General features: G+C 68.2%; 19 protein-coding genes and 1 tRNA gene. 14 read left to right on the plus strand and 6 right to left on the minus strand.

Going from position 1 to position 16,965, the window contains the following annotated elements:
• A partial coding sequence (locus B161_RS16650) for a coiled-coil domain-containing protein (RefSeq protein ID WP_169338266.1) occupies positions 1-2,657 on the minus strand: 2,657 nt, incomplete at its 3' end.
• A gap of 208 nt (positions 2,658-2,865) precedes the next feature.
• On the opposite strand from B161_RS16650, the gene B161_RS0104095 reads away from it, so the two are divergent.
• Complete coding sequence (locus B161_RS0104095) at positions 2,866-3,546, plus strand: rhomboid family intramembrane serine protease (RefSeq protein WP_018632102.1); 681 nt, start codon at positions 2,866-2,868, stop codon at positions 3,544-3,546.
• On the opposite strand, the gene B161_RS0104100 is transcribed toward B161_RS0104095, so the two are convergent.
• Complete coding sequence (locus B161_RS0104100) at positions 3,519-3,722, minus strand: hypothetical protein (protein WP_157755522.1); 204 nt, start codon at positions 3,720-3,722, stop codon at positions 3,519-3,521. The genes B161_RS0104095 and B161_RS0104100 overlap by 28 nt on opposite strands.
• A 797-nt stretch (positions 3,723-4,519) precedes the next feature.
• Between B161_RS0104100 and B161_RS0104110 the strand changes: the two genes are divergently transcribed.
• From B161_RS0104110 to B161_RS0104125, 4 genes are all read left to right on the plus strand, one after another.
• On the plus strand, positions 4,520-5,896 hold the full coding sequence (locus B161_RS0104110; protein WP_018632105.1) for a DNA-packaging protein: 1,377 nt from the start codon (positions 4,520-4,522) through the stop codon (positions 5,894-5,896).
• Positions 5,897-5,997: 101 nt separating this feature from the next.
• The gene (locus tag B161_RS0104115) at positions 5,998-7,197 is read left to right on the plus strand and encodes a phage portal protein (RefSeq protein ID WP_018632106.1); all 1,200 of its coding nucleotides are present in this window, start codon (positions 5,998-6,000) and stop codon (positions 7,195-7,197) included.
• Between the two features lie 12 nt (positions 7,198-7,209).
• Complete coding sequence (locus tag B161_RS0104120; RefSeq protein ID WP_018632107.1) at positions 7,210-7,776, plus strand: HK97 family phage prohead protease; 567 nt, start codon at positions 7,210-7,212, stop codon at positions 7,774-7,776.
• A 24-nt stretch (positions 7,777-7,800) separates the two neighbouring features.
• The gene (locus B161_RS0104125; protein ID WP_018632108.1) at positions 7,801-8,901 is read left to right on the plus strand and encodes a phage major capsid protein; all 1,101 of its coding nucleotides are present in this window, start codon (positions 7,801-7,803) and stop codon (positions 8,899-8,901) included.
• Positions 8,902-8,923: 22 nt separating this feature from the next.
• Here the strand turns inward: B161_RS0104125 and B161_RS0104130 are convergent, their stop codons facing one another.
• A complete protein-coding gene (locus tag B161_RS0104130) occupies positions 8,924-9,928 on the minus strand; it encodes a hypothetical protein (protein WP_018632109.1) in 1,005 nt (334 codons plus the stop codon).
• A 110-nt stretch (positions 9,929-10,038) separates the two neighbouring features.
• On the opposite strand from B161_RS0104130, the gene B161_RS16655 reads away from it, so the two are divergent.
• From B161_RS16655 to B161_RS0104175, 9 genes are all read left to right on the plus strand, one after another.
• A complete protein-coding gene (locus B161_RS16655; protein WP_018632110.1) occupies positions 10,039-10,617 on the plus strand; it encodes a head-tail connector protein in 579 nt (192 codons plus the stop codon).
• A 16-nt stretch (positions 10,618-10,633) separates the two neighbouring features.
• Positions 10,634-10,975, plus strand: coding sequence for a phage head closure protein (locus tag B161_RS0104140; RefSeq protein ID WP_018632111.1), 342 nt, complete (start codon positions 10,634-10,636; stop codon positions 10,973-10,975).
• Entirely contained in the window at positions 10,972-11,406 is a 435-nt protein-coding gene (locus B161_RS0104145) for a DUF3168 domain-containing protein (RefSeq protein WP_018632112.1), read from the plus strand. Before B161_RS0104140 ends, B161_RS0104145 begins: the two co-directional genes overlap by 4 nt.
• 93 nt (positions 11,407-11,499) lie before the next feature.
• On the plus strand, positions 11,500-11,913 hold the full coding sequence (locus B161_RS0104150; RefSeq protein WP_018632113.1) for a phage major tail protein, TP901-1 family: 414 nt from the start codon (positions 11,500-11,502) through the stop codon (positions 11,911-11,913).
• A 7-nt stretch (positions 11,914-11,920) separates the two neighbouring features.
• Positions 11,921-12,232, plus strand: coding sequence for a gene transfer agent family protein (locus B161_RS0104155; protein ID WP_018632114.1), 312 nt, complete (start codon positions 11,921-11,923; stop codon positions 12,230-12,232).
• A 1-nt stretch (position 12,233) separates the two neighbouring features.
• A complete protein-coding gene (locus B161_RS0104160; protein WP_018632115.1) occupies positions 12,234-12,428 on the plus strand; it encodes a rcc01693 family protein in 195 nt (64 codons plus the stop codon).
• Positions 12,425-13,078 (plus strand): phage tail tape measure protein, encoded by a 654-nt coding sequence (locus B161_RS0104165; protein WP_018632116.1) that lies wholly within the window; start codon positions 12,425-12,427, stop codon positions 13,076-13,078. Before B161_RS0104160 ends, B161_RS0104165 begins: the two co-directional genes overlap by 4 nt.
• A gap of 21 nt (positions 13,079-13,099) precedes the next feature.
• Entirely contained in the window at positions 13,100-13,723 is a 624-nt protein-coding gene (locus B161_RS0104170; protein ID WP_018632117.1) for a DUF2460 domain-containing protein, read from the plus strand.
• Positions 13,720-14,613: a DUF2163 domain-containing protein gene (locus B161_RS0104175; RefSeq protein WP_018632118.1), complete on the plus strand. Its 894-nt coding sequence runs from the start codon at positions 13,720-13,722 to the stop codon at positions 14,611-14,613. Before B161_RS0104170 ends, B161_RS0104175 begins: the two co-directional genes overlap by 4 nt.
• A 13-nt stretch (positions 14,614-14,626) precedes the next feature.
• On the opposite strand, the gene B161_RS0104180 is transcribed toward B161_RS0104175, so the two are convergent.
• From B161_RS0104180 to B161_RS0104190, 3 genes are all read right to left on the minus strand, one after another.
• The gene (locus tag B161_RS0104180) at positions 14,627-15,343 is read right to left on the minus strand and encodes a class I SAM-dependent methyltransferase (protein WP_018632119.1); all 717 of its coding nucleotides are present in this window, start codon (positions 15,341-15,343) and stop codon (positions 14,627-14,629) included.
• A gap of 38 nt (positions 15,344-15,381) precedes the next feature.
• On the minus strand, positions 15,382-16,800 hold the full coding sequence (gene dcm / locus B161_RS16660) for a DNA (cytosine-5-)-methyltransferase (protein ID WP_205619213.1): 1,419 nt from the start codon (positions 16,798-16,800) through the stop codon (positions 15,382-15,384).
• Positions 16,773-16,862: transfer RNA gene (locus B161_RS0104190), tRNA-Ser, on the minus strand. The genes dcm and B161_RS0104190 overlap by 28 nt, the downstream gene beginning before the upstream one ends.
• Positions 16,863-16,965 lie beyond the last annotated feature (103 nt).

The raw sequence follows: 16,965 nt of genomic DNA on the forward strand, positions 1-16,965 counted from the left end.
GCCTTCAGCTTTTCAGCTTCAGCCTGCACGTCTCCGGTCAGAGAGGTCCGCACCTGCTCGACTTCGGCGCGCGCCGCATCGCGGTCGGCCTCCAGAGCGGCGAGACGCTGAGCCGCCTCGTCCTGAGCCGCCTTCAGAGCGGCTTCGGCTTCGGCGCGCGTCTGGGTCAAAGCGGCCTCGGAGGCGGTCGCTTCTCCTTCGACGCGGGCGATCAGCTCGGAGAGCTGGCGGCGCATGTCGGCCTCGGAGGCCTTGAGCTCGTTGAAGCTCTGCAGCACGTCCCGATCTTCGCCGACCTCCGCCTTCAGCGCGGCGTAGCTTTGGGCGACGTCGGTGAGGGCGGCGGCTTGTTCGGCGGCTTCGGCGGCTGCGGCGTCGGCCTGTTCGGCGCGGCCTTCGGCGGCGCGGAGCGCCTCCTGAGCCCCGGCGATCTCATCCTCTTTGGCGGCGAGTTCGGCGGCGCGGGCCTGAGCCTCCTCCGCGGCGCGGGAGGTCAGATCGGCGGCTTCGGCCTGAGCGGCCTGAAGCTGGGCGCTCAGTTCGTCGACCCGGCCCTGAAAGGTGGTCTGGATCGTGGTCTTGTCCTGCTGCGCCTCTTCGCGGATCTGCGCGAGGGTGGCGGCGGCTTCCTCGGCTTTGGCTTCGGCGGCCAGCCGCGCCTGCTCGGCGGCGGCGAGGGCGTCGGCGGTCTTCCGGCGCTCTTCTTCGGCCAGAGCCTCCGCCTGAGCGGCGGCCTGAGCGCGCTGAGCTTCAAGCTCGGCGGCCGCGGCGGCCGCAGCTTCTTGGGCCGCGGTCGCGTCGGCGGCGATCTGCGCGCGGGCCGCTTCGAGATCCTTCGCGAGGGTCTCGGCGGTGGCGGCGCTGGCGGCGGCCTCGGCGCGGAGTCCTTCGGTTTGGGTTTCGAGCGCCTTCAGCCGCGCCCCGACGTCTTCGCCTCCGGCGAGGGCGCTGAGATCGGCGAATTTCTGCGTTTCGGCGGAGAGGGTCTGATTCTCGCCGCGCAGCTGGGTCAGATCGGCGGCGAGGGCCTCCAGCCGGGGCGCGACGGCGCCATGTCCGCCGAAGAGGTCGTTGAACTGCAGCTGCAGCGCGCGGGCCTGCTCGACGTCGGTTTTTTGAGCCTCGGCCTCGGCGAGCAGCCGCTCGACTTCGGCGGCGGCGGCTTGTTGGGCGGCGGCGGCTTCGTCGCGCGCCTGAGAGAGGCTCTGAAGCTGGGTCTGAAGCTCCGCCTGAGCGGCCTCCAGATCGGCGGCCTTTTTGGTCTGCTCGTCCAGAGCCGCGCCACGCTCTTGGGCGGCGGCGAGCTGGGCGTTGAGCGCCTCGAACTGGGCTTGCAGCTCGTCGCGGTTCTCGCTCAGAGCCTGCAGCTCAAGCTTCTGAGCCTCGGAATCGCCCTGAGCGGCGACCCGGGCGGCCTCGACGTCCTGTCCGGCCTGAGCGACCTGAGCTTCAAGCTCGGCGATGCGGGCCTGAGCGGCTTCGGCGGCCTGCTGAGCGGCCTCGGCGGCTTCAGCCTGCCGGGTCTGCGCGGCGGTCGCGGCGGCCTCGAATTCGGCGATGCGCGCCCGCAGGGCGTCGATCTCCGCATTGGCCCCGACTTCGGTCTGAGAGGCGGCTTCGCCGGCTTGGGCGAGCTGGCCCTCCAGCTCGACGATGCGGGCTTGGGCGGCTTCGGCGGCGGTCGCGGCTTCGGCCTTCAGCGGCTCGATCTGTCCGGCGAGGGGCTCGAGTTCGGCGACGCGGGCCTGCAGCGCCTCCAGATTCGCGGCGGTTTCGGCTTCGGTCCGCGCGGCGGCCTCGCCGGCTTGGGCGAGCTGGCCCTCCAGCTCGACGATGCGGGCTTGGGCGGCTTCGGCGGCCGAGGCGGCTTGGGCTTTCAGCGGCTCGACCTGTCCGGCGAGGGGCTCAAGCTGGGCGAGCCGCGCCTGAGCGGCCTCGGCGAGCTCCGTGGCGGCGCGCTTTTGCTCTTCGTTCTCCTGACCGGCGGCGACCAGCTCGGCGATTCGCGCCCTCAGGGCCTCGAATTGCGCTTCGGTTCCGGTGGCGGCTGCGACGGCTTGTCCGGCCTGTCCTTCGAGCTCGGCGATGCGGGCCTGAGCGGCTTCGAAGACCTGCAGATTCGTTCCGGAGCGGTCTTCGGCCTCGGCGAGCGCGGCCTCCAGCTCTCCGATTCGGGCGGCGGCCTGCGCCGCGGCTTCGCCGGTCGAGGCTTCGGCCTCGGCGAATTTGACGCGCAGGCCCTCAAGCTCGGCCTGAGCGGCGGCGTCGGCGGCGAGTCTCGCCTCCAGTTCGGCGCGTTGGGCTTCGCTGGCGCTGAGCAGGGCGCGGGCTTCTCCGGCCTCGGTTTCGATCCTCTGGAGATCGGCGAGCCGGGTCTGCAGCAGCTGGAGGGATTGGCTGGGATCGGCGCCTTCGGTCTGGAAGGATCCGAGCAGCCCCCGGACCTGCTGCAGATCGACTCCCTGCAGCTCGCCGGTTTCGGCGTCGAGGGCGGCGATTCGGGTCTGCGCCTGCTCCAGATCCGCGGTCAGCTGAGCGTTGACCGTCTGGAGCTGGCCGACCCGGCCTTCAAGCTCGCCCTGAGCCATCCGCACGGCGTCGCCTTCGCGCTGCCCGCAGCTGGAGAGTCCGGCGGCGCCCACTCCGATAAGGAGCACTCCGAGAAGGGCCCCAAGCAACGGCCGACATAAAAACAATTGCCTCATCCCGATCTCCCGCTTGCGCGACAACGCCGAGCGCATGAAAACTGCGCGAACCCTACGGACCCCCGCTGAACGCCACCGACCATAAAACGGCCAGATGTTTTGCACAAGAAAACGACTGTGCCATAACGGTTCGAAATTCCTTCTTCATGGTTTTCGCACCATGTTTACGCCTCTCGGGCGCAGTCCCGATCCTCCGAACGCGCATGACGGGCGTTCTCCGCCGAATCGTTTTCCTCTGCGCGCCTCGCTGGGACTCGCGGGGCTTCTCGTCGCGAGCTTTTTTCTGAGCCTGATTCTGGCTCCCGGCTTCGAGCGGGCTTTGTCCTTTCTGCCGCGCCGGATTTTGAATCCGGGCGACTTCTGGGACTTCGCCTTAGGCGGCCTGACCTTGGTCAGCCATGCGCTGGTTCATGCGGATTCGTCTCATTTGATTTTGAATCTCTGCATGGTCCTGCCTTTCGCGGCGGTTCTGGAGACGCGCTTCGGCCCGGCCGCGACTCTGCGGATTTTCTGGGGTTCGGTCGCGGCGGGCGTTTTGACGCATCTGGCGGTTTACGGCGGCTCGCATGGCCTGATGGGGGCCTCCGCGGGCGCCTCCGGTCTTTTGGGCGCTTGGATGCGCGGCAAGGTGCGCAACGGCTGGGCCTTCTTCGCTTTGGCGGCTTTATGGATCGCGGCGAATCATCCGCGCGGACTCGGCGTGGCGGAGAGCGTTTCCTGGCAGGCGCATTTAGGCGGCTTTCTCGCGGGCATGGCCCTGCTTCCGGCGTCTCCCGCGCCCGAGCCCTCGCGGCCTTCCGAGGCTTCCGGCTCTCAGAAGGATTCGTCCTCCGGCAGATGATATTTACGGAAGACTCCGTCCTTCGCGCGTTTTTTCCGCCATCTTCGGGTCATGGCGAGGGCCGTCCAGAACAGCAGCCCCAGCCCGACGACTCCGCTGGCGAACCAGATCTCCAGATTTTGCAGTTCGGCCACGCGCGGCAGAGGCGGGGTTTCCAGCAGGTGTGGGAAACTCATGCGGGTCTCCGACGGAAGATTAGGACGGTTTTTGAAGTCTTCCTCGCTTTTCAAGATGAAGGTCTTGTTGACGCGAGGGCCGGACGCCTTGCGGAAATCGCCTCGTCGCGCCTCGGCCTTCCGCCGTCTCCGCGCTTCATGGACTGGTCGGCGCGCGCTGCTTTCGTCATAAAGCGCAGACTGGCCTCTTCAGGGATTCTTCAGTCTGCGGGCGATCTGCGGGCGGCCCGCGGTCTTTCCGCGCCGCGCCGGAGGCCCTCCGCTCCCTTGTTTTCGTGGAATGGCCCCCGGACGCTCTTATCGTCATAAAGCGCAGACTGGCCGATTTGGGCGCTTCCGCCCGCTTCTCCGCCTTCCTTCGCCGAGCCTCCTCCGCGTCCCCGCTTTTCCGAGCGGCGGGCGCGTTTTTCGGATCTTCGAGACCTTCAGACCTATGCCCTCATCCTTCGATCTTCCGACGCGCTGGCGCGCCGGGGAGCCCGTGGCCGTTCTGGCGCGTTTGGCGGGAGTCCATCCCGACACGCTGCGCCGCCGCGCCCGACGGGAAGGGTGGGGGGCGCGTCCCGCCTTCTCCTCCCCAGAGGCGCCGCGCCCCCCCTCCGATCCGGCTCCCGTCCTTCTGACCCGCCTCGCCTCCGCGCTGAGCGCCGCCGCCGATTCCCTTGAATCCGGCGCGCCCCAGAGCTCCGCCGACCTTCGCGCCTTGACGGATCTGATCCGCGCCCATCGCCGGGCGGCTTTGACGGCCCTTGAATCGTCCCGCCGCCTGACGCCCCTTTCGGGAGCCGCCTCCGCCCATGGACCTCCTCTCGACCTCTCCGCCGCCCGGAGCGACGTCCTGGGCCGATTGGCTCGCCTCGCTGCCTCCCGAGGCACAGGCGCGCTTTCTGGACTCTCTCCCGCCTGAGAGCCTTTCGGCTCTGCCTTGGCTCTTCGAGCTTTGGCGCCGCCCTTCGCAAAGCCCCCCGCCGGGATCTTGGCGGACCTGGGTTTTTCTGGGCGGACGCGGCGCCGGCAAGACCCGCGCCGGCGCCGAATGGGTGCGCGGCCTCGTCGAGGGTCCGACTCCTTTATCCTCCGGCGCGCGCCGCCGCGTGGCCTTGATGGCCGAAACGGCGGATCAGGCCCGCGAGGTGATGGTGCAGGGCGAATCCGGCCTGATGTCCGCGACTCCCCCCGACCGCCGCCCGACTTATCTGGCGGCCCGTCGCGCTCTGATCTGGCCCAACGGCGCCGAGGCGCGTCTCTTCTCCGCCGCCGATCCTGAATCCCTGCGGGGCCCTCAATTCGACGCCGCTTGGTGCGACGAGTTGGGCAAATGGCGCCGCGCCGAAGCCGCTTGGGACATGCTGCAATTCGGCTTGCGTCTGGGGGACGCCCCTCAGGCTCTGGTGACGACGACCCCGCGCCGCAATCCTGTCCTTGAAACCCTTTTGGCCGATTCCTCCACCGCCGTGACCCGCGCCCCGACCTCCGAGAACGCGGCCCATCTCGCCCCCGCCTTTTTGAGCTACGTCCGCCGCCGTTACGGCGGCACGTCGTTAGGGCGTCAGGAACTCGAAGGCGAACTCCTGACCGAAGCCCCCGGCGCCCTCTGGAGCGCCGCGCTTTTGGACGCCTCCCGCGCCGCCGAGGCTCCTCCTTTAGATCGTGTGGTGGTGGCCGTGGATCCTCCGATTCTCGGCGGCCCCCAATCCGACGCCTGCGGCATCGTGGTGGCGGGCGCCGTGATGGAGGGCGAGCCCTCCGACTGGACGGCTTATGTGCTGGCGGATTGGTCCGCGCGGGGCAAGAGTCCGGCCGTTTGGGCCGAACGCGCCGCGACGGCCTTCGCGCAGTTCCGCGCGGATCGCCTTGTGGCCGAGATCAATCAGGGCGGCGACATGGTGGAGACGATCCTCCGCCAGAGCGCCCCGAACATTCCTTTTCGCGGCGTCTACGCGACTCGCGGCAAGCGCCTGCGGGCCGAGCCTGTGGCGGCTTTGTATGAGCAGGGCCGCATCCGCCATGTCGGGCTTTTCCCGGAGCTTGAAGACCAGATGCGGAGCTTCGGCGCTTCGGGCTTAGGCCCCGGCATGGGCCGCAGCCCCGACCGCCTCGACGCCCTCGTCTGGGCGATCACCGATCTTCTCCTGAGCGCCCCGCCGCCCGCTCCTCGGGTGCGCGGCCTCTGACGCCTACTCCCTTAGCAGGGGAGCCCCTTCCGCCGCCAAGGTTCGAATCCCTTTGGGTGCGCCATTTCTCAATCCCGCCTCCTTCTCCCATAGGAGTCCCCTTGTCCTTCTCCTCTTTCCTCTCCCGCGCCTTTCGGGGCGCTCCGCCGCAAGCCAAGGCGAGCGCCGCCGGACCTCTGGTCGCCTTTCAGACTTCCGGCCGCGCCGTCTGGACTCCCCGCGATCACGGCTCCTTGACCCGCCGGGCTTATGTGGAGAACGCGGTGGCGCATCGATGCTTGCGCCTGATCGCGGAATCCGCGGCTTCGGTTCCCTGGCTCCTGACGCGCGGCGCGCGCCCGATGGAGCGCCATCCGCTTCTGGATCTTCTCCTTCGCCCGAATCCCTCCCAGAGCGGCCCTGAGTTTCTGGAGCATCTGTACGGGCATCTCGTGGGGGCCGGAAACGCCTATGTCGAGGCCGCAGGCCCGCCCGAGGCTCCTCCGCGCGAACTCTATATTCTGCGCCCCGACCGGATGCGCCTGATCCCCGGCCCGGACGGCTGGCCGGAGTCCTATGAATATCGCGTGGAGGGCCGTTTCCACCGCTTTCCAATGCGGGGCCTCGATCCTCCGATCCTGCATCTGAAGACCTTCCATCCTCTGGACGACCATTACGGCCTTTCCGCTCTGGAGGCGGCTGCGGTGGCGGTGGATCTCCACGGGGCTGCGGCGGTCTGGAACAAGGCTCTTCTGGACAACGCCGCCCGCCCTTCCGGCGCCATCGTCTATAGCGGCGCGGACGGCGCCGGCCGCCTGACCGATCCGCAATACGACCGCCTCAAGGAGGAGCTGGAGAGCCACCACCAAGGCCCCCGCAACGCCGGCCGCCCGATGCTCCTTGAGGGCGGCCTCGACTGGAAGCCGATGGGCTTCAGCCCCGCCGACATGGAGTTTCTGCGCTCCAAGGAGAACGCCGCCCGCGAGATCGCTTTGGCTTTGGGCGTGCCGCCGATGCTGCTCGGCCTTCCGGGCGACAACACCTATGCGAATTATCAGGAGGCCAACCGCGCCTTTCACCGCCAGACGATTTTGCCGCTTCTGCACAAATCCGCTTCGGCCCTGACGAGCTGGCTCGCCCCGCGCTTCGGCCCGGATCTGACCCTGACCCCCGATCTTGACGAGGTTCCCGCCCTGTCTCTGGAGCGCGACGCCTATTGGGCGCGCGTGGCGGGTGCGGATTTTCTGAGCCTTGCGGAGAAACGGAGCCTTCTCGGCTTCGGCCCGCCTCCTCCTGATCTTGACCCGCCTTCCGACCCCTGACCGCGAGTCCCCATGTTTCACACGCCTGTTCACGCTCCCCTTCTTGAGACGAAATTCTGCGCGGCCCCGCCTTTGCGCGAGAGCGCTTCGGCCTCCTCCGGAGTCTTCTCCGGCTATGCGGCCCTCTTCGACGATCCCGACCAGAGCGGCGACCGGATCGCTCCGGGCGCCTTCGCCGCGAGCCTCGCGCGCCGTTCGGCCTTCGGCCCTTCGGTGAAATTGCTCTGGCAGCATGACCCTTCGACGCCCATCGGCGTCTGGGACGAGATCCGCGAGGATTCCCGGGGCCTTTACGTCTCGGGCCGCCTCGCTCTGGAGACGCAGGCGGGCCGCGAGGCTGCGGCTCTTCTGAGCTTGGGCGCTCTGGACGGCCTCTCCATCGGCTATCGCGCCACCAGCGCCGAGAGCCTTGCGGACGGCGGCCGCCGCCTCTCCGAGATCGACCTTTGGGAGATCTCCCTCGTGACTTTCCCGATGGCTCCCGGCGCCCGCGCTGCGCCCGTCGGCCCCGCGCCTGACCCTGACGAGCAGGCCGTGGCCGCCGCCTTGGCCGAGGCCGCCCGCGCTTTGGCGCTCTGACCTCCTCTTTTTCAAGGATATGCGATGACTCCCGATCTGAAGACCGCCGCCCTCGCCCTCGCCGCCGAGGCCAAATCCCTGCGCCGCGCTCTGGACCGCCGCGCCTCCGAAAGCTCCCGCCCCTCCCTCGCGACCAGCGCCGAGGCCCGCCCTCAGGCGAAGGCTTTCGCGGCCTATGTGCGTCAGGGCGACGAGAGCCAGCTCCGCGCCTTGGGCTATCAGGAGAAGGGCATGACGACCGCCGTGGCCGCCGACGGCGGCGTCTTGGTGGATTCCCAGACCTCCGCCCGCATCGAGACGGTGCTGCGCGGCGCTTCCCCGATGCGCGTTCTGGCGAACGTGGTTCAGGTGGAATCCGGAACCTACGACGCCCTGATCGACCACAGCGAGATGACCGCGAGCTGGATCGCCGAGAGCGGAGCCGTGACCGAGACCACGGCTCCGGCTCTGGCGCGGATTTCGATCCGCCTCCACGACCTGACCGCCAATCCGAAGGCTTCGCAGCGCCTCCTCGACGATTCCGCCTTCGACGTCGAAAGCTGGCTGGCCGAGCGCATCGCGGCCCGCTTCGCCCGCGCCGAGACCGCCGCCGCCGTGACGGGCGACGGCGCGGATAAGCCGCGCGGCTTCCTGAACCACACGGCGGTTGCGAACGCCTCCTGGGCCTGGGGTTCTCTGGGCTATGTGGCGACGGGCGCGGCGGGCGCCTTCGCGGCGAGCCATCCCGGCGACGCCCTGTCGGATCTGGTCTACGCCCTGCCCGCGGGCTACCGCTCGAACGCCTCCTTCGTGATGAACTCGAAGACGGCGGGCCTGATCCGCAAGATGAAGGATGTGGACGGCCGCTATCTCTGGAGCGACGGGCTCGCGGCCGGGCAACCCGCCACCCTCTTGGGCCATGCGGTGGCCATCGTGGAGGAGATGCCGGACGTGGCGGCCAACGCCTATGCGGTGGCCTTCGGCGATTTCCGCGCCGGCTACACCCTCGCCGAGCGCCCCGAGCTGCGCATTCTGCGCGACCCCTATAGCGCCAAGCCTCACGTCCTCTTCTACGCGACCAAACGCGTGGGCGGCGACGTGACGGATTTCGCGGCGATCAAGCTGCTGAAATTCGCGGCTTCCTGATCCGGGCGGGGCGGGGGGCGGCTCAGCCGCCCTTCGCCTTCAGCGCGCGGAAATGGGCGTAGTTCTGATTGATGCGCATTCTGTCGGCGAAGGGCATGTTGAGGATCTGCGCCAATTCATGGGCTTCGCGGAAGAGGTTCTCCGCCTTGACGCAATCGCCTGTGTGAAACAGCGCGACGGCGAGATTATTGGCGCTATAGGCCGCCGCCCGCGAGCGGGCTCCGAATTGGTCGATCATGGTCGGCCGATCGGTGGTTTCATAATAGCTCCGCGCTTCGGCGGCGCGGCTGTTGTCGAATTCGGCCCAGAACATTTCAGGCGCCGCGCCTGCGGCTCCCGCGACGGCCTCCGAGCGGATGAAGAAGCGGGCCGCCCCGACAGGCAGGGGCTTTCCGCCGCAGCTTGGCGCTGCGGCCTCTCCGGCGAAGACCTTCCGGACTTTCGGCGGGAGCGTCGCCGCCTGCTCCGGAGGGCTGGTTTCGATCACCCGATGCGAGGCGGGCTGGATGGGCCTCGGCTTCTCCCATGGCTGCTCCATCCAGAGGGTCTGCGCGGCGGGCGGCGCATAGGGCGCCGCATAGACGGAATCCGCATAGACGGGGCCCGCATAGACCGGTCCGGGATCGTAATAAGCGGCTTTGGAGGGGCCTCCGAACTGCCGATGCGCCAGCACGCCCATCAGCGCGACGACCCCCGCCAGCAGGAAGAGATTCCTCCAGAGCGGCCTGTCGCTTCCATGCCTCGGATCGGGCAGGGAGTTGTCTCCGAGCGGCGCGAGCTTCAGTCCGTTTCTTTCGGCGGCCTGCGCCCTCACCTGATGGGCGCGCCGCTCCATATCGAGCACCTTCGCGCGATGGGAGAGCACGACCACCCAGAACAGCAGGAAGCCGATCAGCGCGAGCACGGCGATCTTGAAAGAGGCCGGGGCGTTTCCGCCGATTTTGTCGAAGGCGTTCAGAGCAGCCGTTTTGACTGCGAACCAGAGGTTCTGCAGCGCGCCCCAGACCGTTCCCTGCGATTGCGTCATATCCGATCCCGTCCATCCATCGCGCGATGTTCTCACGTCGCGCGACGTCCATCAACCCGCCCTCCGGCTCCTGCCCTTAAGGTTGGGCCTCAGCTTTCCGAGGTTAACATATGGCGACGCTTGACGTCTCGCCTCTCACGTCCTCTCCGGTCCCCCGGAGCGCCTTCGCGCGCCGTCTCGGCCTCGCGGAGGGTTTCGGCGCGGGAGCTTCCCCTTCTGAGGATTCCGCCCTTGAGTCCTGGCTTTTCTCCGCTGCGGCCCATCTGGAGCGCCGCCTCGGGCTTCTCCTGACTCCCCGCGCCTGCCTGTGGACTCTCGATTCCTGGCCCCTCGATTCCTCCGGCGCCCTTCGCCTGCCGAGAGGGCCTTTGTCCGGCCTCCCGGAGATCCGCCTGATCTCCCCGGCGGGCGACGAGAGCCTCTGGACGGATTGGTGCCTGGATTCCGCCGCTTCGTCTCCCCGTCTGCGTCCTCTCCCCGGCGCCTCATGGCCGAGGATCCTCCCGGGCGGGGCGGCTCAGGCGAGCTTCACGGCCGGCCTCGACCCTCTCCCTCCGGATTTGTCAGAGGCTCTGCTGATGCTGGCGGCCCATTGGTTCGAGAATCGCGAGGCTTCGGCTTCGGGGCTTTCCGAAACGCCTTTCGGGTTGGCCTCCCTGCTCGCGCCTTACGCCGAGATTCGTCTTTGAAGAAAGGAGGCTCCTCATGCCTCGCGCCTCCGTTCCCCGCTGGCGCCTCGCTCTGGAGGCCCGCGCCGATCTCCCCGACGAGGGCGGCGGCTATCTGCCCGGCTGGGTGAAGATCGGCGAGGTCTTCGCCTCCATCGAGGCGGCCAGCGGGCTCGAAAGCCTGCTGGAGAGCCGTCAGGCCCAGCGCGTGACTCACCGCGTGACTTTGCGTTCATCGGCTCCGGGCGCTTCGGCCCGTCCTCGCGCGGATCAGCGTTTCCGGGCGGGCGAAGCGATCCTCGACATCCGCGCCGTCTTCGACATGGACGGCCGGGGCCGCCGCCTCGTCTGCCTCTGCGAGGAGGGTTCGCCTTCATGACCGCCGCTTTGAGCTGGCCGCTTCACCGGGCGATCTTCGCGCGGCTTTCGAGCTTTCCGGCCCTGACCTCCGCCTTAGGCGGCCCGGGCCGCATCTTCGACGCGCCGCCTCACGCCGACCGCCCCGGCGCTCCTCGCCCCCCTTATCTGGTGATGGGCGACGAAACGACCGAGGTCTGGGACGCTCAGGGCCATTCCGGGGCCCTCCACCGCCTGAGCTTCGAGATCTGGTCTCGCGGACGCGGCTTTTCGGAGGCCAAGTCCATTCTCTCCGCCCTCTGCGACGCCCTCGACGATCCGCCCCTGATTCTCGCACGCGGCCGCCTGATTCATCTGCGCTTTGAGAGCTCCGAAACCCAGCGCGAGGAGCAGGGCGAGACCCGCCGCATCCGCGCGGTCTTTTCGGCCCGCGTCGAAGATGACGAATCTTGATTTGGCCGCGCGATGTCATCCGAAAACCGGTTCCCGCTTTTCGGATCGCGCTCCCGCCCCTCCCGCAATCTCTTGAGATGAAGGCGTTTCCTCATGGCCGCCCAAAAAGGCAAAGACCTTCTGTTGAAACTCGACGCCTCCGGCTCCGGCTCCTTCACGAGCGTCGCGGGCCTTCGCTCCGCCCGCCTGAGCTTCAACGCCCAGACCGTCGACTCCACCCATTCCGAGAGCGCGGGCCGCTGGCGCGAGCTTCTGGCCGGAGCCGGGGCTCGATCCGCTTTGGTCTCCGGTTCGGGGATCTTCAAGGACGCCGCCTCCGACGCCTCCGTCCGCAGCCTGTTCTTCGCGGATTCCATCGCCTCATGGCGGATCGTGATCCCGGATTTCGGAACCGTGGAGGGCCCTTTTCAGATCACCGCTCTGGAATATCGCGGCGAGCATGACGACGCCGCGAGCTACGACCTCGCCCTCGCTTCGGCTGGCGCTTTGTCCTTCACCCCGCTCTGAGGCCCCTATGCCCTTCAATCCCCATCGCGGCGAGATCGAGGCCCTCCTCGACGGTTCTCCCCGCCGCCTTCGCCTGACTCTGGGCGCCTTGGCCGAGCTTGAGCAAACCCTCGGCGCCGAGGATTTGCCCGCCCTTGCGGCCCGCTTCGAATCCGGGAGCCTCCGGGCTGCCGATCTGACGGCGGTGATCGGCGCGGGCCTGCGCGGCGCGGGCGCCGAAACCACCGACGCCGAGGTCTCCCGCATGGAGATCCCCGGCGGCGCTTCGGGCGCCGCCCGTCTGGCGGCGGATCTCCTCAAAGCGGCCTTTGGAGCCTGAGATGGATTGGCCTCGCCTGACCGCTTTAGGCTTAGGCGTGCTGCGCCTTTCCCCTGAAAGCTTCTGGAGTTTGAGCCCCCGCGAATTCGCGGCGGCTTTACGCGGCGCCTTCGGCCTGACCGAAACCCCCGACCCGATGAGCCGCGCCGATCTTGAATCCTTGCTCTCCCGCCATCCTGACGAAGGCCCTTCATGACCAGTTCCGAGGATTTCCGCGCTTTAAGCTCCGCCGCTTCCGACTGGCGCGCCACGAGCGCCCGAACCTCCGCCGCCGTGACGAGCGACCTGCGCGACGTGGGCGCCCAATTACGGGCGGTCTCCGAGGAATCGCGCCAACTCTCGCGCAGCTTCGCGGGCGATCTTGGCCGCGCCTTCGATTCCATGCTCTTCAAGGGAACGAAGCTCTCCGACGCCCTGCGCGGCCTCGCTCTGGACGTCTCCCGGACCGCCCTTTCCGCCGCCCTGAAGCCCGTTCAGAGCGCCTTCGCCTCCATCCTGAGCAACGCGATTCCCGGCTTCGCCCAAGGCGCGGCCTTCGAGGGCGGCCGCATCCGCGCCTTCGCTTCGGGGGGAGTTCTGGGGGGCGGCGTGGTCGGCTCCCCGACGCTTTTCCCGATGCGGAGCGGCCTCGGCCTGATGGGCGAGGCCGGTCCTGAAGCGATCATGCCCTTGCAGCGCGGCGCGGACGGCCGCCTCGGCGTGGCTGCGGATGGAGGAGGCCGCGCCCGCTCCCCGAACGTGACGATCAACATCAGCACGCCGGACGTGGAGGGCTTTCGGCGTTCTGAAACCCAGATCGCCGCGGCGATGCGCCGTCTGGCGGCGCGCGGCGGCCGCAACCTTTAACCCTTTCTGCGCGAGCGCTTCATGACCGCCTTTCACGAAATCCGCTTCCCGACCGATTTATCCTTCGGCTCCGTCGGCGGTCCCGAGCGGCGCACCCGCGTCGTGACTCTGGCGAGCGGCCGCGAGGAGCGCCAGACTCCTTGGCGTCATTCGCGCCGCCGCTATGATGCGGGCCTCGGCCTGCGCCGCCTCGACGATCTTCACGAGCTGGTGGCTTTTTTCGAGGCCCGCCGAGGCCGCCTGCACGGCTTCCGCTGGAAAGACTGGCTGGACTTCAAATCCTGCCCGCCTTCGCAAAACCCAAGCCCGACGGATCAGCTTCTGGGCTTCGGCGACGGCTCCCGCCGCGAATTCCAGCTTCAGAAGGCCTATCTCTCGGGCGGGGCTTCTTACGAGCGCCCCATCTTCAAACCCGTGGAGGACAGCCTCCTCGCCGCCGTGGAGGGCGCGCCCGCCTCGCCTTCCCTCGACCCGACCACCGGCCTCCTGACCTTCCCGAGCCCTCCGCCCGCGGGCGCCCGCGTGACGGCCGGCTTTCTCTTCGACACCCCCGTCCGCTTCGACACGGACCGCTTGGAGATCGACCTTGCGGGCTTCGAAGCCGGGGCCGCGCCCTCCATTCCGATCATCGAGATCCGCCCATGAGCCGCCTTCTTCCGCCCGCCCTGCAAGCCGCTCTGGATTCGGGGGCGGCCTCCCTCTGCCGCTGCTGGCGTCTGGACCGCCGCGACGGCTCCGCTCTGGGCCTGACCGATCATGACGAGCCCCTGATCTTCGACGGCCTGACCTTCCAGCCCGCCGCCCTGAACGAGGCCGGCGCTCTGGACATGGGCCTCGGCCTCGCCCCGACCTCGACCGAGCTTCAGGGCGCGCTGTCTTCGGAGAGCCTGACCGAATCCGACCTCAGCGCGGGGCTTTACGACGAATCCGAGGTCCGCTTATGGCTGGTGGACTGGTCCAACCCCGAGGAGGCGCGGGCTTTGATCTTCCGGGGCTCTCTGGGCGAGGTCTCGCGCGGCTCTCTGGGCTTTCAGGCCGAGCTGCGCGGCCTGAGCCATAAGCTCAACCAGCCTTTCGGGCGGGCCTATCTCCTGCAATGCGACGCCGAATTCTGCGATTCCCGCTGCGGCCTGAATCCGGCGAGCCATCGCCGCGCCGCCGTCCTCGCCAAACTGGAGTCCGACGGCTCCTTCCGCGCCGAGGCTCTGGATTCCGAAGCTGCGGGCCTTTTCGCGGGCGGCCTTCTGGAATGGACCTCCGGAGCCAATGCGGGCCGCCTTCAGCGTTTGCGGGCCCATAGCCGCGATTCCCTCGGCGCCCGTCTGGAGTTCTGGACCGAGCCGCCCGCCGCGCCTTCTCCCGGCGATTCCTTCACGATCCTCCCCGGCTGCGACAAGGCCTTTTCGACCTGTCGCGACCGCTTCGCCAATCAGAAGAATTTCCGGGGCTTTCCGCATATGCCCGGCGACGACTGGCTGACCTCCTATCCCCGCTCCGGCGAGCCCCATGACGGCGGCTCGCGCCTCAACTCCTAAGAGGCTCGCCGCTTCACGGCTCCTTGCGCCATTCGAGGATATGGAACCAGGGCGCCCGGGCGTAGCGCGCGCCGATCTCCGGATCTCCGCCATAGGGCTTCGGCTCGGCGAAATGGGTCAGCTTCAGCCCAAGGTCGAGGAAGACCCGCATGTAACTCTCCAAGGGCCTATGCCAGTTGAGGATGCGGATTCCCTTCCACTCGACCCATTCGGCCCGCTCTTCGAGATAATGATCCATGAGGAATCCCTTGAGCGCCCCGTCCCGATCCCGGAGCCATCTTCCGGCGATGGTCCCCGCCGAGGAGAAGGAGGTGAGATTCGCGACGAGCAGCCTTCCGCCGGGCTCCAGCGCCTCGACCATTTTGGCTGCGGCCTGCTCCAGCCCCGGAATGTCGATGAGCGAGAGATAGGAGACCACGAGATCGAATCCGCCCGCCTCGACCCGCATGTCTTCGGCCTTGGCGATGAGATATCCGCCCTGCGGATCGCGCTCCTTCGCCTTGCGGATGAGCGTCTCCGTCGGATCGACGCCGAGCGTCCTCGTTCCCTGAGCCTGCATCATGCGGCAGAAACGACCCTCTCCGCATCCGACGTCCAACGCCCGCCTCGCGCCTTGAGCGCGTTCGAGCATGGGCTTGTCGAGCACCCATTTTCGCCCGAAATCTCCCTCTTCTCCGAGGGAATCGATCCAGGCCTGCGCGGAATCGCGCCATCCGTCGGTCGCGCTCATCTGATCCTCCCCAGATTTTCCGGTTCTCCGGCGAGTTCTCACCCCTTGCGCGGCTCCGTCAAGCGGAGCCTCCGCGCCATGGCCTCCCCGACGGCTCTGGCGAGGAGCGGCGGCGTGGCGTTGCCGATTCCGGTGCGGATCGTTCCGAGCTTGCCGAAGAACCGGAAGGAATCCGGGAAGCTTTGCAATCTGGCGGCCTCGCGGATGGTGAGCGCCCTTGTGGCGATGGGATGGACGTTCCGCGATCCTGAGATCATGCCGAAGGTGGTCTGCACCGTGGCGGCGGGCTGGTCCCAGACTTGGCGCTTATAGGTGGTGTTGTATCCCGAGGGCGGCCTTTGCGCCGGATCGGCGTTGTCATGGGCGCTCGCGCCTTCCGGAACCTCCCAGAGCCAACCCAGCACATGATCCGGGTGGTCCACGGCGACGTGCAGCGGATCCGCGCCGCGCTCTCCCGCCTCCAGATAATCGAGATCCGAGCAGGCGTCTCCAAAACTCCGCCTCGCCGCGAGTCCTGCGCCATGACTGGGCTCGGGCGGCTCCGGCGCCCGCCCGAGCCTCCTGTCGACGGCGAGGAAGAAGACCCTCTCCCGATGCTGCGGAACGCCGAAATCCTGCGCGTCGAGCAGAGCGGTCCGCAGGTCGTATCCCGCTTCCCGAAACCCTTGGGCGATCTCCCGCCCGACCATCCCGCCCGAGGCCCCGCGCATGGAGGTGAGCTTCGCGACGTTCTCCATCACCGCGATTTTAGGCCGGACCCGCCTGAGGATTCGCAGATATTCCCGAAAGAGCGCGTTGCGCGGATCGTCGCTTCTGCGTTTTCCGGTGAGGCTGAAGCCTTGGCAGGGCGGCCCTCCGATCAGCGCGTCGAGAGGCCCATGGGCCTCCAGAAACCCCGCCAGCTCTTTTTCCCCGAGGCTCCGCACGTCCCCCCCGAGGCGGGCCGCTTCGGGAAAATTCGCGGCGTAGAGGGCGGCGAGGCCGTCGTCCTTCTCGACGAAGCCTGCGACGCGGAATCCGGCGCCGCGGAATCCAAGGCTCATGCCCCCGCATCCGGCGAAGAGGCTGAGCGCGGAGAACTCCGCCGGGGCTCCGGCCTCCAGCCGCGCCAATTCCTGCAGATAGGCGGAGTTTCCCGGCGTCGGCTTCTGCCGCGCCTCGCGTCGGGGATCATGGCCGCGGGCCGAGCGCAGATGAATCCGATAACGCTTCGGCCTTGGGCGCGCGGCTTCGGGGTCTTGCAGAGCCTTGGCGAGGCTTGCGGCTTCTTCGGGGCGCAAGAGTTTCGCGCCGCGCTCATATCCTGAGAGCCGATGCTGCGCGACCCCGCTGACGTCGGCGAGCCGCGCCTGAGAGAGTCCCGCTGCGATCCGGATCGCCTTGAGCTTCGCGCCTTCCGTCACGCGCCGCCCCCAATCTGCGGAGGGCTTGGCGGAAGAGGTGGGATTCGAACCCACGAACGGGTTTCCCCGTCGCTGGTTTTCAAGACCAGTGCCATCAACCGCTCGGCCACTCTTCCCCTGCGGCCTCGCCGCATGAGGGGCGTTTATAGGGGCGGAGCCTCGGCGGCGCAACGCCGCCCTTTCAGGTTTTGGCGCAACGCCGCCCTTCATCCTTCCCGG

Source organism: Neomegalonema perideroedes DSM 15528 (assembly GCF_000374145.1).
Classification (GTDB): Bacteria; Pseudomonadota; Alphaproteobacteria; order Rhodobacterales; family Rhodobacteraceae; genus Neomegalonema; species Neomegalonema perideroedes.